We start from the raw sequence: 13,099 nt of genomic DNA on the forward strand, positions 1-13,099 counted from the left end.
ATGGTACTGCACTCGACAGGGTGTGGGAGAGTAGGACACCGCCGAACACAACGTAAGAGAAGCCCCCCAACCAGTCATGGTTGGGGGGCTTTCTCGTACCCAAAACACACCCACCACCCCGCCCGACGTCGAGCGAACGGTACCTTCGTCGCCTCAGATCGACCGAACGTACCGTTCACACGATCAGGGCAGGCACTGGCGGCACCGTCGCGGCCGGCTCACCACCCCCGACGTCGAGCGAACGGTACCTTCGTCGCCTCAGATCGACCGAACGTACCGTTCACTCGATCCTGGCAGGGCAGGGCAGGTGAACGGCTGGACAGAACCGACAGGCGTTATCGCAGAGCCGCCTGCAGCACCTCGCAGAGCACGTCCAGCGTCCTCCAGTACTGCGACTGCGTCGGCGTGCTGTAGCCGACGACGATGCCGTCACTGCCGACTGACGACACGTCGGGATGTCGGAAGACGGACAGCCCTTCGAGCCCGAGATCGCGCGCCTTGGCCGCTGCAAGCACAGATTGTTCGGTGCCGGAGGGAAGACGGATCACAGCGTGAAGTCCCGCGGAGATCCCCTCGACCCTGACCTGGGGTACTCGCTGCGCAAGGGTCGCAACCAGTTGATCGCGTCGTCGTCGGTACGAGGTCCGCATCTTTCGAATATGACTGTCGAATCTTCCGGACTCGATGAAGTCCGCCAAGGTCAATTGATCCGTTGAACTGACCCAGCGTTCGTAGGGTCCCTTTGTTGCGAGGACGGGATCGATCAGCCTGTCCGGCAACACCATCCATCCGATGCGAATGGCCGGCGACAGTGTCTTGCTGACAGTGCCCAGGTACGCGACGTGCTGCGGCGCAATTCCTTGGAGTGCGCCGACAGGCTTTCTGTCGTAACGGAATTCGCCGTCGTAGTCGTCCTCGATGATGACGCCGCCGCTAGTCGCGGCCCATTCGAGAGCGGTCGCGCGCCTCGCCGCTGTGAGGGGGCCTCCGAGGGGGAACTGATGGGTCGGTGTCAGCAGAACACTCTCAGCAGATGTTGACGCCAATTCGTCTGTGCAAGTGCCTGATTCGTCGACCGATATGGGAATCGTCAGAAGCCCTTCGTCGACAAGTAGCTGCCGGTGCAGGTGAAGGCAGAAGGCGTCGACGGCAATCGTTCCTCCGAGTGCGCGGGCAAGGAGGGAGATCCCGTGACCCGAGCTGGCGCTGATCACAATGCGGTTCGGATCGACGCGAACGCCTCTGGTGCGGCTCAGGTATGTGGTGAGGGCGTTTCGGAGTTCTACTCGGCCTCTGGGATCAGTGGTCGCGAATGCGTCGGTCGGCGCGGTGGTCAAAGCACGTCTGGCGGACGAAATCCATGCAGTGCGGGGAAACGCCGACGCGTCCGGCGATCCGGGGAGAAGGCTGTAGGTCAAGCGCCGTCGGGTCGGTGACGGCTCGACCTCGCGACTGTGTGTGCTGGCGAGCGTGGCGACCACGGTTCCGGAACCCGGCCGTGTGACAAGCCACCCAGCTGCGGCGAGCTCGGCGTAACAGTCCGCAACAGTGTTTCGGGCAACTCCGAGGTCGACTGCGAGTGTGCGGGAAGGTGGGAGTCTGGTGCCGGGCTTCAACAGTCCACTGTCGATCGCGTCGCGAAGCGTCTGAAGCAGCGCAGTGCGAACCCCGATTCCCTGTGGCAACTCGATATGTAGATCGAACCCAAGATTGGCCCATGAATTCATCACCGGATTGAACCATGTTTCGGGGTCTTTCCGGGATTACGGTTTGAGTATGACTACAGCAACAGGACAACGACTGGATATCGCAAAGCTGGCGCCCGAGGTCTACAAGGCCATGATTGCGTTGGATGCCGCTGCGCGAAAGGGGCTGGAGCCGACGCTCGTCGAGCTGGTACTCACGCGCGCGTCGCAGCTGAATCATTGTGCGTGGTGCTTGGACATGCATACGCGTGATGCTCGGAAGGTCGGAGTGACGGAGCAGAAGCTCTACCTACTGAACGCGTGGGAAGAGGCGCGAGGGATGTACTCCGATCGCGAACGCGCCGCGCTCGCTTTGACCGAGGCCGTGACAGTCCTTACCGACGGTTTCGTTCCGGACGAGGTGTACAGCGAGGCGGCCGCAGAGTTCTCGGACGAGGAACTGGCCCAGCTCATCAGCGTCATCTTGACGATCAATGCGTGGAATCGCATCGCGGTGACCACGAGGAAGGCGCCGCCGGTACGGAGCTGACCCCGAGCCGCATTCGTCACGTGCGATCGGCGACCGGCTGTCTCGGTCGGAGATCTGGGCAATCACTCCAAAGAGGACCAAAAGATTGCTTTCTGCTGTGAACAAAACCGACTGAATCTTTGAATGTGATGCAAATCACATAGCCTTGGTCGGAAGGCTATGCCGGACGCCCGCAGATTGTCGGGATTCCGACAAAGCAGTCTCTGTTGAATTATCCACTGAAGGGGCCCGCCATGCGGGCCCCTTCTTTTGTGTGCGGACCGAAAGCGCCCCTTCCTGTGGGTTTCCCGGGAAACCGTGAGTTATCGACTGGCTAGCAGTCGAGGATTGCCGTGATCTTCGGGGTTGGGTGAGCCATTTTTGGGTTGATCGTGACGGTTGTGCGGTTGGACAAGATTCCAGTCACCGACTTGGCTAACTTGTCGCCCGTAGTGCCTCGCGACGTTCGCCTGCCCGGAGCATGGGTGGACTTTCTTGAAACATGCACTACATTGCCATCTAGTAACTGGCCGGTTGCCAAAAGTAGCTGGCCGATCCTCTCGGAAGTGAGTGCTGGACGGCGTGGTCTTGGGATTCCAGGCAACCTCCCCGCTACCGAAATGTCTTGAAAGGGAAGCTTTGATGACTGTGTCTGGTTCACGGCGGAGGCCGCTTGCTCTCCGACTCTCGCTAACCGCAGCTATTGCCGTAACGGTGGCCGGCAGTAGCGTTGCTTTTGCTTCGCCGGCCGTCTCCGCGCCACTGCCGGTGCGAACCGCTGCCGCTCCGGCGTTCACCGCCGGGTTGTGCGAGGGCACCGAGTACACACCCTCGGAGCAGATGCTCGACATCTCCGGCGTTCGACTGGACCATTACAACGACGGCAACATCGTGCCGATGTACGGCACCACCGATCGAGGTACCTCGACGGCGGTGGATGCTCCGGTCTGCGGTGTCCGCGACGTCGACGGAATTGCGAAGTCGGAATGGATGTACTGCACGGACTTCGATCTCGATCCGTGTTCCGGCGTCGACGAAAATGGTTTGCCGGTCGACAAGCACAACGACGAGATGGGCGCGACGGTGCCGTCTTCGGGCAATCCCGATTTGTCGGCCGACGATCTCGCTGTCATCAGTTGGTTGCTGCAAAATCCCGCCAAACTCGACGGCACTGTTTCGGGCAATGGCAGTGAGAATGCACGTTCGGCCCGCCAGACGCTGGTGTGGTGTGTCTCGGACTACGACAATCCGCTGATGGCCGACTTCAAAGGCCTGTGCGACAGGAACATCGGCGCCGACGAGCGAGCTCGCATCGTCGAGATCATGAACGTGACGCAAACGCTTGATCTTGCCCGCAAGACGCCGGCGACGGGCACTCTGAAGGCCGGGGAGACCGCCGTCTTCACTCTGAACACGAATATGTACCGGAAGCCGATCACTGTTCAGTCCTCGGCGGGAACGGAACTCACTGTCTGTGGTGACAATGCCAAGGCGACGCTGAGTGGAAACCAGTTGACCGTTGACGGTCGCGGAGATGCACCGACTGCCGTTGATCTTTGCCTCGCCGCCACAAACGCCGGGGACTACTCCGTGACCGCAAGTGTCATTCCGGATTCGGTCGAGAACCTGCACTGGAACACGGCCGGGGCAGAGTGCCAGATCTTCGCGTCGTTCGACACCGTTCGGCCGGCTTCGATGAATGCGTCTGCCACCGTCGGATATGCGGCAGCGCCCACGACGACACCCGCAACAACGACACCAGCAACAACGACACCTGCAACCACGACACCGTCGACGACGACCCCGGCCACTACGACGCCTGTAACCCCGGTCGTTCCGATCGTGCCGATTGTTCCGATCGTGCCCATCGTTCCGATTGTTCCGGTCGTGCCGGTAGTTCCGGGTGTCCCTGTTCCCTCGCAGCCCGTTGCCACGCCTGCAACTCCGGCGCCGACGACTCCGAAGCCTGCCACCGGACCTCGCCCGGTTGCCATCGACGGTGGTGCTGCTGAACAGAATTCGGGCCGTAACGTCGCCGTCGCAGTGACCGGCCTCGGGCTTGTCGGAATGGCTGCTGCCGGAGCAGTTGCTCTCCGACGCAAGCGTTCCTGACACCAGGCACATGCAGTAGACGTAGGCACCGATCACCGGCTGTGTGATCGGTGCCGGCACTGATCAGACGCAGGGGGCGTCAATTCGCAAGAGGTGCCCGGGGGGCACCTCATCCCGCAGGAGACAGTTCGATGACCATGTACGAGTCGGATCCCAATCCATCCAATCCATACGACGATCCCAACCATGATCTGCCCGCGAACACCGGCAAGGGGCGTCGTGTCGCGTACATCCTGGCCGTTGTCGCGGTGCTTGTCGCTGGTGCTTCCATGGCCTTCGTCGGCCTGCGATCATCCGATGACAGTGCCGCGATCCCGCCGAGTCCGGGAGTTGTCATGTCGCACTCCGCGAATCCGGCAGCGCCCACTGATGAGTTGATGACTCCCAATACCCTTTCGCTCGACCCGGTCGGGGTTCAGGCGCCGATCGTGGACGCCACCGTGCCGGAAGGAGTTCTCACTCCGCCGGAGAACGTCAAGAACGTCGGAATCTGGCTCGATGGTGCATCTCTCGATTCTGCCACCGGCACGACCTTGATTGCCGGACACGTCAATCTGACCGGCCAGGGTAACGGTGCGCTGTTCGACCTGGGCACGATCGAGCCGGGTGAAGTGATCCGTACATCAGACGCGACGGGCAAGAGCACGTCGTGGAAGGTGACTGCGGTTACGACGCGCCCGAAGGCCGATGGTGTGGAGGAAAGCGTGCTGGCCGGCCCGGAAGGCCCTCGCAAGTTGGCAGTCGTAACCTGCGGCGGCGAACTGCAATTCGAGGATGGTGTGGGCAACTACGCCGACAACGTCTATCTGTACGCGGACCTGATGGTCTGACGCATTGGAAATCGTGCCCGTTGGATAGTGTCGCAGGTATGGATCTTCACCTGTCTGGAAAGCGTGCGATCGTTGCCGGTGGTAGCAAGGGGATCGGTCTGGCAATCGCCAGGGGTCTGGCCGCTGAAGGTGTCGACATCGCGATACTCGCACGCACTGAGCAAACGGTCGAAAGCGTTGCACGAGATTTGGTTTCGGAGTTCGGAATTCGTGCGATCGGAGTCGTGACGGATACACGCGACGACGACGCGGTTCAGGCGTCGGTGCGGCAAGTAGTAAAGGAGTTCGGCGGTGTCGACATTCTGGTCAACTCCGCAGCGACTCCGTTCAGCGCCGGAAAGCCGACGGATTTCGAGGCGACCACCGACGACGTCGTGCGAGACGAAGTCGAAGTGAAAGTACTCGGGTACCTGCGAACCGCACGGGCTGTGGCGCCGTATCTGATCGATCAGGGTTGGGGTCGGATCATCAACATCAGTGGGTTGGGCGCGAGGCAGGCCACCTCGATCGCCCACACGATCCGCAACGTCAGTGTTTCTGCGCTGACCAAGAATCTTGCAGACGAGCTGGGCCCCAAGGGAATCAACGTCACCGTCGTCCATCCGGGTGTGACGAGAACCGAAAGGTTGACCGCACGGATTACCCGCGAGTCGGAAGAGTCGGGCCGCTCGCCGGCCGAGGTGGAGCGGGGTATCGCAACGAACTCGATACACCGGATCATCGACGCGGAAGAGGTGGCTGACGTCGTGACCTTCCTGGCATCGCCGCGAAGCATCGCCATCACCGGTGACGCAGTAGCAGCGGGCGGAGGAGTGCCGGGGCCGGTCTACTACTGAAAACTCGCGTACTGCTACCTGTTCGAAGTGGTGACGATCGTGTGCACGCGTCCGCCGCCGAGTCTCTTGCTTTCGTACATCGCCGAATCGGCGACTTTCTGCATATCCGTGAACGCGGTTGCCCGCTCCTCACCTGCGGTCAATTTGTGGGTGCGCACGGCGATTCCGATGCTCGACGTCGACGGGATCTCGTCGGTATTCGAGTGCATGGCAGGCCCGATCGAGTCGAGCATCGGACCGATTGCCGGCACGGAAAGTCTTTGAGCGAGGATGAATTCGTCGCCGCCGACCCGCGCGACGACAGCATCGGCATGCGCCCAGGACGACAAGCGCTGTGCCACCCGAAGAATGATGCGATCGCCTACGTCGTGACCGTGGACGTCGTTGATCGTCTTGAACCTGTCGATGTCGATTGCGATCACCAGTAGGGCTGCCGATTCCTGGCGCTGGAACTCCGCGAGTACCTTCTCGACGTGGCGATCGAGGCCGCGACGGTTCAGGAGGCCGGTCAGGGGGTCGAGGTCGGAGCTGGATGCGTCCATGCTGAGCATCGTCAGCACGATCTGTGAGATGAACGCGCAGACCACAAGTGCGGTGACGACGACCAGCACTTTCGAAGCACCCAGTGCCGGATCGCGGTCCGGGCCGAACAGTATCGGCTGCGCCGCGATCCCGATTATCGTTACTGAAAAGACCAGGTGGGCAACCTGCAGCTTCGGGTTGTGAAAATAGGCGATGTAGATGCCGATCAGCGCAAAAATGACGCAGGTGAGCAATCGTGCAAGCTGCGAGGAATCCCCGACCACGGAGATCGTGACTGCGATATCGCAGAACACCACGAATCCGAACGAACGCCGCTTGGTCGGGCCGAAGACCCACCAGGAGACTCCGACCACGAAGCACGAGATCACGACGACAGAGTTGAAGAACAGCGCGATAGTGCTCGTCGGACCGGCGGGGCTGAACCTGTTGAGTAGCGCGCACACGCCCAACCCGATGACGATGATGCCAAGTAATAGCCGGGTGGCAGTGGTGAGGCCGTTGTCGCGAAGATAGCGAGTGAAGCGGTCGTATTGATCGGGAAGAGCTAACCACTCGCGGGTCAGCGTCCTCATGGACTTCATCTGCGACGTCATGAGTGCTTCAGTCTGCGAAGGCGGGAGCGTGCGCCAATCATCGCGAACTGACTCCTCGGCTGTCTGGCACCTTGCAATGCTAACTGGATCGATGCCGCATTGGACCGAGATGTTCGGATCGGCGACCCGCATGTCTGGGTTGGGCCAGCGTGGAGTATAAATACATCTTGTGTCTATGTTGTATTCCGCTTCCGAAACCGTCTTCCGCGAAGTCAAGGAACTGATCCTGTCCGGCGAGCTCGCCGGAGGGGAGTTGATCAGTGAGGGTGACATCGCCGCACAGACCAATGTGAGCCGAACGCCGGTGCGTGAGGCATTTCTGCGACTGGAAGCGGAAGGCTGGATGCGCCTCTACCCGAAGAAGGGGGCGTTGATCGTCCCGGTCGCGGACGGGGAGGCGGAACATGTGGTCAGTGCCAGGCAACTCGTCGAGACTCAGAGTGTTCGAGTGGTGTCGGTCCGACCCCACGCACGCGAAGCGCTTGTCGCAGCGTTGCGCGCGAACCTGATCGAGCAACGTGAGATTGCTGATCGCGGGGACGTTGCCGCGTTCAGCGCGATCGATGCGGATTTTCACAAGATGATCGTTGCCGCCGGTGGGAACCCACTGCTCGACTCGTTCTACGCGAGTCTGCGCGACAGGCAACGGCGGATGACAGCGCGGTCGATCTCACGCGACCCCGGCCAACTCTCTCGCATCCTTGTCGATCACACCGCGCTGACCGACCTTGTCGAAACAGGCGATGCCGACGGATACAACACTGCCGTACTCACGCACATGCGCCAGGTGCATGGACTCGGCTTCGAAGGAACTCTGTGATGAGCACCCAAACGATGGGCGCTGGGACCGCGGCCGAACCTCGTCTCGACAGTGCACGCGCCGACGGCGGAAAATGGCTGTGGCTGACCGTCGCCGCCAGCATGTTCGCTGCAGCGTGGGGTGGTAACGAGTTCACGCCACTGCTGGTGATGTACCGACTCGACCACGGCTATTCGCCGGTGATGGTCGACTTCTTCCTTTTCGCCTACGTGGTCGGGATCGTGCCGGCTCTCCTGCTCGGCGGACCGCTGTCCGATCGATTGGGCCGACGCCCGATCATGCTTCCGGCGCCGATCATCGCGATCGCCGGCTCGACGCTCCTCGCTTTCGGTGCCGACTCCGCCGCCGTCCTGATTCTGGGAAGGATCCTCTGCGGAATCGCCTTGGGGATCGGAATGGCCGTCGGCGGTTCGTGGGTGAAGGAGTTGTCCACGCAGCCCTGGGATTCGGCGGCGTCGGAAGGTGCGGGCGCCCGGCGAGCGGCGATGAGTCTGACCGCCGGCTTCGCTTTGGGTGCGGGTGCTGCGGGAATCTTGGCGCAGTGGGCGCCCATGCCGAGTGCGTTGGCGTACGTGCTGCACATCGTGATCACCGTGGTTGCGGGCGTGGCGCTGTGGCGTGCGCCCGAAACCCGGCCGGCGCAGGAGAAATCCGAGCGACGCAGGTTGATCGACGACCTCAAGATCCCCTCGGCAGGTCATCGCAGATTCCTCTACGTCATTGTTCCCTTGGCCCCGTGGGTGTTCGGTGCTGCCAGTGTCGCGTATGCAGTGATTCCATCGCTGATGACCGGGCACAGTGGCGATGCGCCCGTGGCCTTTTCGGCTCTGCTGTGCATGGTCGCGCTGACGTGCGGGTTCGCGATTCAGTCATTGGGGCGCAAGATCGATACCGACCGCAGCGCGCGGGGCGCTCTGGTGGCGCTGGTGTTTCTGGTGGTCGGTATGGCGGCTGCCGCTCTGGTCGCGTCGACGCTGACCGTGGCGGTTGCGATCGTCGCTGCAGCGATTCTCGGCTGTGGGTACGGCATGGCATTGGTGTCCGGATTGCTGGAGATCCAGCGAATTGCGGGGCCGGATGATCTGGCAGGGCTGACGGCAGTGTTCTACTCGATCACCTATATCGGATTTGCCGTGCCGGCACTGCTGGCGATGCTGTCGGAAAGCATTCCGGCGCTGAGCTATACGGTGACGCTCCTGTTCGGATCCGTTGCCGCGGCTGCTTGCCTTGTGCTGATCCTCTTCAAGTCACGTTCGCATCTTCCGGCTCTCTGATGCCGCCGGCCCGCCGACTCCGGTGAGAGTCGGCGGACCGGGATCAATCACGCGTCTACAGTTGCGGACCCGTTCTCAGAACTGTGAACCGAACTGTGTGCCGTACCAGCCGGAACCGATGCGGTCTTGTTCAAGCCGTTGAGCAATCCGGTGATATCGACGCCCGAGCTCTCCAGAGTTTCGATGACGCCGGCAATGACCTGGGGGCTGATGCCCAGGATCGAGCCGATCGAACCCTGCGCCCCGTCACTTCCCCCGACGATGGAGATGCGATCGATGTCGCCGACCGGCTTCGCTGCCGCCGCGGTGGCGTCGACCAGCGCCGCCAGAACGTCAGGCAGAGTGAGCAACTGCGCGGCCTGCGGGGTGTAGGAGTTGAGTGCCTCGGCGATCTGACGCTTACCCGCAGCCTCCGCTTCGAGTTTGGCGCGCAAACCATCTGCCTCGGCTTGCTGCTCGGCGCGAACTGCGTCGGCCGCTACCTTGCGGCCGTCAGCTTCGGCTTCCAGACGTGCTCGCAGACCGTCTGCGTCAGCCTGCTGCTCGGAGCGAACGGCGTCGGCGACGAGCTTTCGTGCATCGGCCTGAGCGCCACCGGCCTGCCTCGCGGACTCGGCCTGTGCCTGGGCGCGGAGGATCGCAGCCTGTCGCTCGCCCTCTGCGCGTGCGATGGAAGCTTGCCGTTCGGCCTCGGCCGGCGCGATGACGTCTGCCTGCAATGCGGCTTCCGATTGCTGGGCGCGTCGACGCTCGACCTCGGTGCGAGCTTCGACACGGGCCGCCTCGGCCTGCTCACGTGCGATGCCGACGGCCTTCTCCGCTGTTGCCTGCGCGAGAGGTCCGGCCTGGTCGGCTTCGGCGTTCTCGGCTTCGGTCTGTGCTCGCAGACGAGCGAGTTCGACGTCGCGCTTCTGATTCGCACTCGCGATCGCGGTGTCGGCTTCGGCCTGTGCGACGGACCCGGCCTGGCGCGCCTTTGCCGACTGGATCTGCGAATCACGTTCGGCTTCAGCGGTTCCGATCGCGGCGTCACGCTTGACCTCGGCGATTCGACGCTGACCGAGCGATTCGAGATACCCGTTGAAGTCGGAGATTCCCGCGATCTTGATGACATCGACTTCCATGCCGATGCGGGCGAGGTCGCCGCCGGCCTCCTCGACAACACTGCGGGCGAGGGAGTCGCGGTTGGAGTTCAGGTCCTCGACGGTCATGGTTGCGGTGATTCCGCGCAGGCTACCTGCGAGGATTTCGTTGATCTGCTGCTGGAGTTCGTCGAGGTCGGAGGTCAGGAATCGTTGCACGGCAGTCTGAACCGCTTCGTCAGCGGAGCCGATCCGTACCAATCCGACTGCTTCGACGTTGACCGGAACACCGTCGTTGGAGAGCGCGTTCTTGAGGTTGATGCTGACGTTGAACGGCTCGAGCGACATGATGTCGACGCGTTCGATGCCGGGAATCTTGAACCGGGCACCGCCGCGTACCACTTTCGGCTTGCCTCGACCGGTGAAGACCGCCACTTCGTTCGGCGGGACCTTGACGTAGTTCTTCACGTAGATCGCGGGGAGAACGATGAAGATGATTACCGCGACTACAACCGCAATGATGATGATTGGCAGCATGTATCGAGTCCTTAGATCGCGTCGTCAACCGTGACGACGTGAAGGTATTGATCGTCTACATCGGCGATGTAGACGGTGGTGCCGGTGGTGAGCGCGATCGGCTGTGCACTGACGGCCTTGGCCTGCACGCGATTGCCTTCGGCGTCGACGAACGAGACTTCTCCCCAACCTTCGGCTGCGATGGTGAGGGTGACCGTGCCCAACAGCCCGGAGTATGAAGCTCGCCCGATGTGCGAATTATCTTGTTGTTCAAGGAGATAGGGAAGGAGAAGGCCGCGTGTGACGACAACGAGAACGGCGGCGAGTGCGAGTGCTGCAGTCACTGTTGCCAACGTCGGAGCATCCGCGAGAGTGGCAGCAACGCCGCCGGCACCGAAACCGAAAAGTGCTGTGGCCAACGTTGTCAGGCTCAGAAATGGCAGCCCGTCTGCGTGGCCGCCGCCCAGATCCGCAACCTCGCCGACGGCAAAGGCTCCGATCAGAGCGACAACTCCGATCACGAAACATATTGTGAATACAACGAACATCGATCCCCCGATCTACCTGTCGAGGAAGCGCGCCCTGAAGTTTTTGTCGTCGGGGTCGTCCCTCGGCCCATCTATATAGTAAAGGTAAGACAAAGCTAATCGGCGCATTCGGAATGTTTCGGCGTGGTGTGCAGCGGCTCGTTGCGGAACGGAAATCAGGTCACGCCGGTCGACTGTTGCCCGGCGATGCTCGACATTGCGTCAGGTCGTGCCGATGCCGCTGGCGTGAGTGCATCGAAGGACTTCGTGAACAGCGAAGTGCTGGATCTTCTGAAAGGGATCGGCGCACTGCCTGCCGTGATGGCGCCGGTAGCCGACGGCGTGCTGGCCGTACATGCACACCGCCCGACTGTTTCAGATCATCGGGCGGCGTGCGTCGAGGTCCGTTCGTCGAAGCCTGTTCGTCAAAATCCAGTACGTCACATCCGCGGTAACAGGCGTTGATTCAGCCAAGCGTCCCACAGAGGCCGCAGTGGAGTATCGGTGAAACGTGAAGCGAGATCGGTGAATTGCTCGGTACTGACCGTGCTGTGTCGATGCTTCGTGGTCCACTGGCGGATCAGTTCGAAGAACTTCTCGTCTCCGAGAACGCCGCGCAGGGCGTGCAGAGTCAACGCGCCCCGTTTGTAGATTCGATCATCGAACATGTGGGCGGGCCCGGGATTGCCGATGATCAAGAACTGGGGTTTCCGCCGGAGTCCCTGATAGGCGTTGGCGGCCAGTTGGTCAGAGGACGGGCCACCGGAATTCTCGGACCAGATCCACTCCGCGTAACAGGCAAAGCCTTCGTGTAGCCAGATGTCGCACCATTGTCCGAGAGTGAGACTGTTACCGAACCACTGGTGGGCAAGCTCGTGCGCGACAAGACGTTCGGAGCCGCGCCTACCTGTGCAATGGTTGGCTCCGAAGATCGAGAGCCCCTGCGCTTCGATGGGGATTTCGAGCTCGTCGTCGGTGACGACAGCCGTGTAGTCGGCAAAAGGATACGGGCCGAACAGTTTTCCGAAGACTTCCAACATTTGTGGCTGACGTCCGAAATCGATGTCGAACGCTGCGCGTAGCCGCGGCGGGTGAACGGCGAAGACCGGCACCGGGCCGGCGCTCACCTGCCGATGCTCGTACTGGCCGATCTGAATGGTGGCCAGGTAGGTTGCCATCGGTTCGGTCTGCTCGTAGACCCACGTCGTCTGACTCGCGCGGGTCTGCTTGCGGATCAGCTTGCCGTTGGCGAGAGCGTAGAACGGTGAATCGGTGGTGATCGAAATGCGGTACGACGCTTTGGAAATCGGGTGGTCGTCGCAAGGGAACCAGGACGCCGCGCCGTTGGGCTGACTTGCGACCAGGATTCCTTCGTCGAGTTCCTCCCAGCCGACTTCGCCCCACAGACTCCTGATCGGCTCGGGATTGCCGTTGTAGGCGATGGTGACCGACAATGCACCGCCGGCGGGGATCTTGGCGGACGGCGTGACGGTCAGCTTGTTGTTCTGGTGCGCGTACTTCGTGCCGCGGGCACCGTTGACCGACACCTTCGACACCTGCAGGTTCTGTGCGAGGTCGAAGCTGAACTTGGATCTGCTCTCGGTGGTGACTGCGGTGATGACAGCTTTGCCGGCGAGCCGGTTGCTGAAGACCTTGTAGGTCAGTTCCAGTTCGTACCGAGACACGCGGTAACCGCGGTTGCCGTTGTGTGGCAGGTACGGATCGATCGGCTCCTCGAGCATTCTGTTCGGC

Annotated in this window: 11 protein-coding genes; 6 read left to right on the forward strand and 5 right to left on the reverse strand. The window is 61.7% G+C overall.

Going from position 1 to position 13,099, the window contains the following annotated elements; translation table 11 throughout:
• Positions 1 to 335: 335 nt before the first annotated feature.
• Positions 336 to 1,727, reverse strand: a complete 1,392-nt coding sequence (gene pdxR / locus ABWI03_RS26035; protein ID WP_298773439.1) for a MocR-like pyridoxine biosynthesis transcription factor PdxR — start codon at positions 1,725 to 1,727, stop codon at positions 336 to 338.
• A 49-nt stretch (positions 1,728 to 1,776) separates the two neighbouring features.
• Between pdxR and ABWI03_RS26040 the strand changes: the two genes are divergently transcribed.
• From ABWI03_RS26040 to ABWI03_RS26055, 4 genes are all read left to right on the forward strand, one after another.
• On the forward strand, positions 1,777 to 2,235 hold the full coding sequence (locus tag ABWI03_RS26040; RefSeq protein WP_095973441.1) for a carboxymuconolactone decarboxylase family protein: 459 nt from the start codon (positions 1,777 to 1,779) through the stop codon (positions 2,233 to 2,235).
• Between the two features lie 693 nt (positions 2,236 to 2,928).
• Positions 2,929 to 4,326 (forward strand): hypothetical protein, encoded by a 1,398-nt coding sequence (locus ABWI03_RS26045; protein WP_298773441.1) that lies wholly within the window; start codon positions 2,929 to 2,931, stop codon positions 4,324 to 4,326.
• Positions 4,327 to 4,457: 131 nt separating this feature from the next.
• Positions 4,458 to 5,156 (forward strand): class F sortase, encoded by a 699-nt coding sequence (locus ABWI03_RS26050; protein ID WP_298773444.1) that lies wholly within the window; start codon positions 4,458 to 4,460, stop codon positions 5,154 to 5,156.
• A 38-nt stretch (positions 5,157 to 5,194) separates the two neighbouring features.
• Complete coding sequence (locus ABWI03_RS26055) at positions 5,195 to 5,992, forward strand: SDR family NAD(P)-dependent oxidoreductase (RefSeq protein WP_095973440.1); 798 nt, start codon at positions 5,195 to 5,197, stop codon at positions 5,990 to 5,992.
• Between the two features lie 14 nt (positions 5,993 to 6,006).
• On the opposite strand, the gene ABWI03_RS26060 is transcribed toward ABWI03_RS26055, so the two are convergent.
• Positions 6,007 to 7,128, reverse strand: a complete 1,122-nt coding sequence (locus ABWI03_RS26060; protein ID WP_298773446.1) for a GGDEF domain-containing protein — start codon at positions 7,126 to 7,128, stop codon at positions 6,007 to 6,009.
• 175 nt (positions 7,129 to 7,303) lie between these two features.
• Between ABWI03_RS26060 and ABWI03_RS26065 the strand changes: the two genes are divergently transcribed.
• Complete coding sequence (locus ABWI03_RS26065) at positions 7,304 to 7,948, forward strand: GntR family transcriptional regulator (RefSeq protein WP_298773448.1); 645 nt, start codon at positions 7,304 to 7,306, stop codon at positions 7,946 to 7,948.
• Entirely contained in the window at positions 7,948 to 9,222 is a 1,275-nt protein-coding gene (locus ABWI03_RS26070; RefSeq protein ID WP_298773450.1) for an MFS transporter, read from the forward strand. Before ABWI03_RS26065 ends, ABWI03_RS26070 begins: the two co-directional genes overlap by 1 nt.
• 47 nt (positions 9,223 to 9,269) lie before the next feature.
• On the opposite strand, the gene ABWI03_RS26075 is transcribed toward ABWI03_RS26070, so the two are convergent.
• The 3 genes from ABWI03_RS26075 to ABWI03_RS26085 form a co-directional block, all read right to left on the reverse strand.
• Positions 9,270 to 10,841, reverse strand: a complete 1,572-nt coding sequence (locus ABWI03_RS26075) for a flotillin family protein (protein ID WP_095973436.1) — start codon at positions 10,839 to 10,841, stop codon at positions 9,270 to 9,272.
• Between the two features lie 11 nt (positions 10,842 to 10,852).
• Positions 10,853 to 11,368: a DUF1449 family protein gene (locus ABWI03_RS26080; RefSeq protein ID WP_095973435.1), complete on the reverse strand. Its 516-nt coding sequence runs from the start codon at positions 11,366 to 11,368 to the stop codon at positions 10,853 to 10,855.
• Positions 11,369 to 11,787: 419 nt separating this feature from the next.
• Complete coding sequence (locus ABWI03_RS26085; protein ID WP_185564879.1) at positions 11,788 to 13,089, reverse strand: M1 family metallopeptidase; 1,302 nt, start codon at positions 13,087 to 13,089, stop codon at positions 11,788 to 11,790.
• Between the last annotated feature and the right edge of the window lie 10 nt (positions 13,090 to 13,099).

Source organism: Rhodococcus baikonurensis (genome assembly GCF_040489275.1).
Lineage (GTDB): Bacteria > Actinomycetota > Actinomycetes > Mycobacteriales > Mycobacteriaceae > Rhodococcus_F > Rhodococcus_F baikonurensis.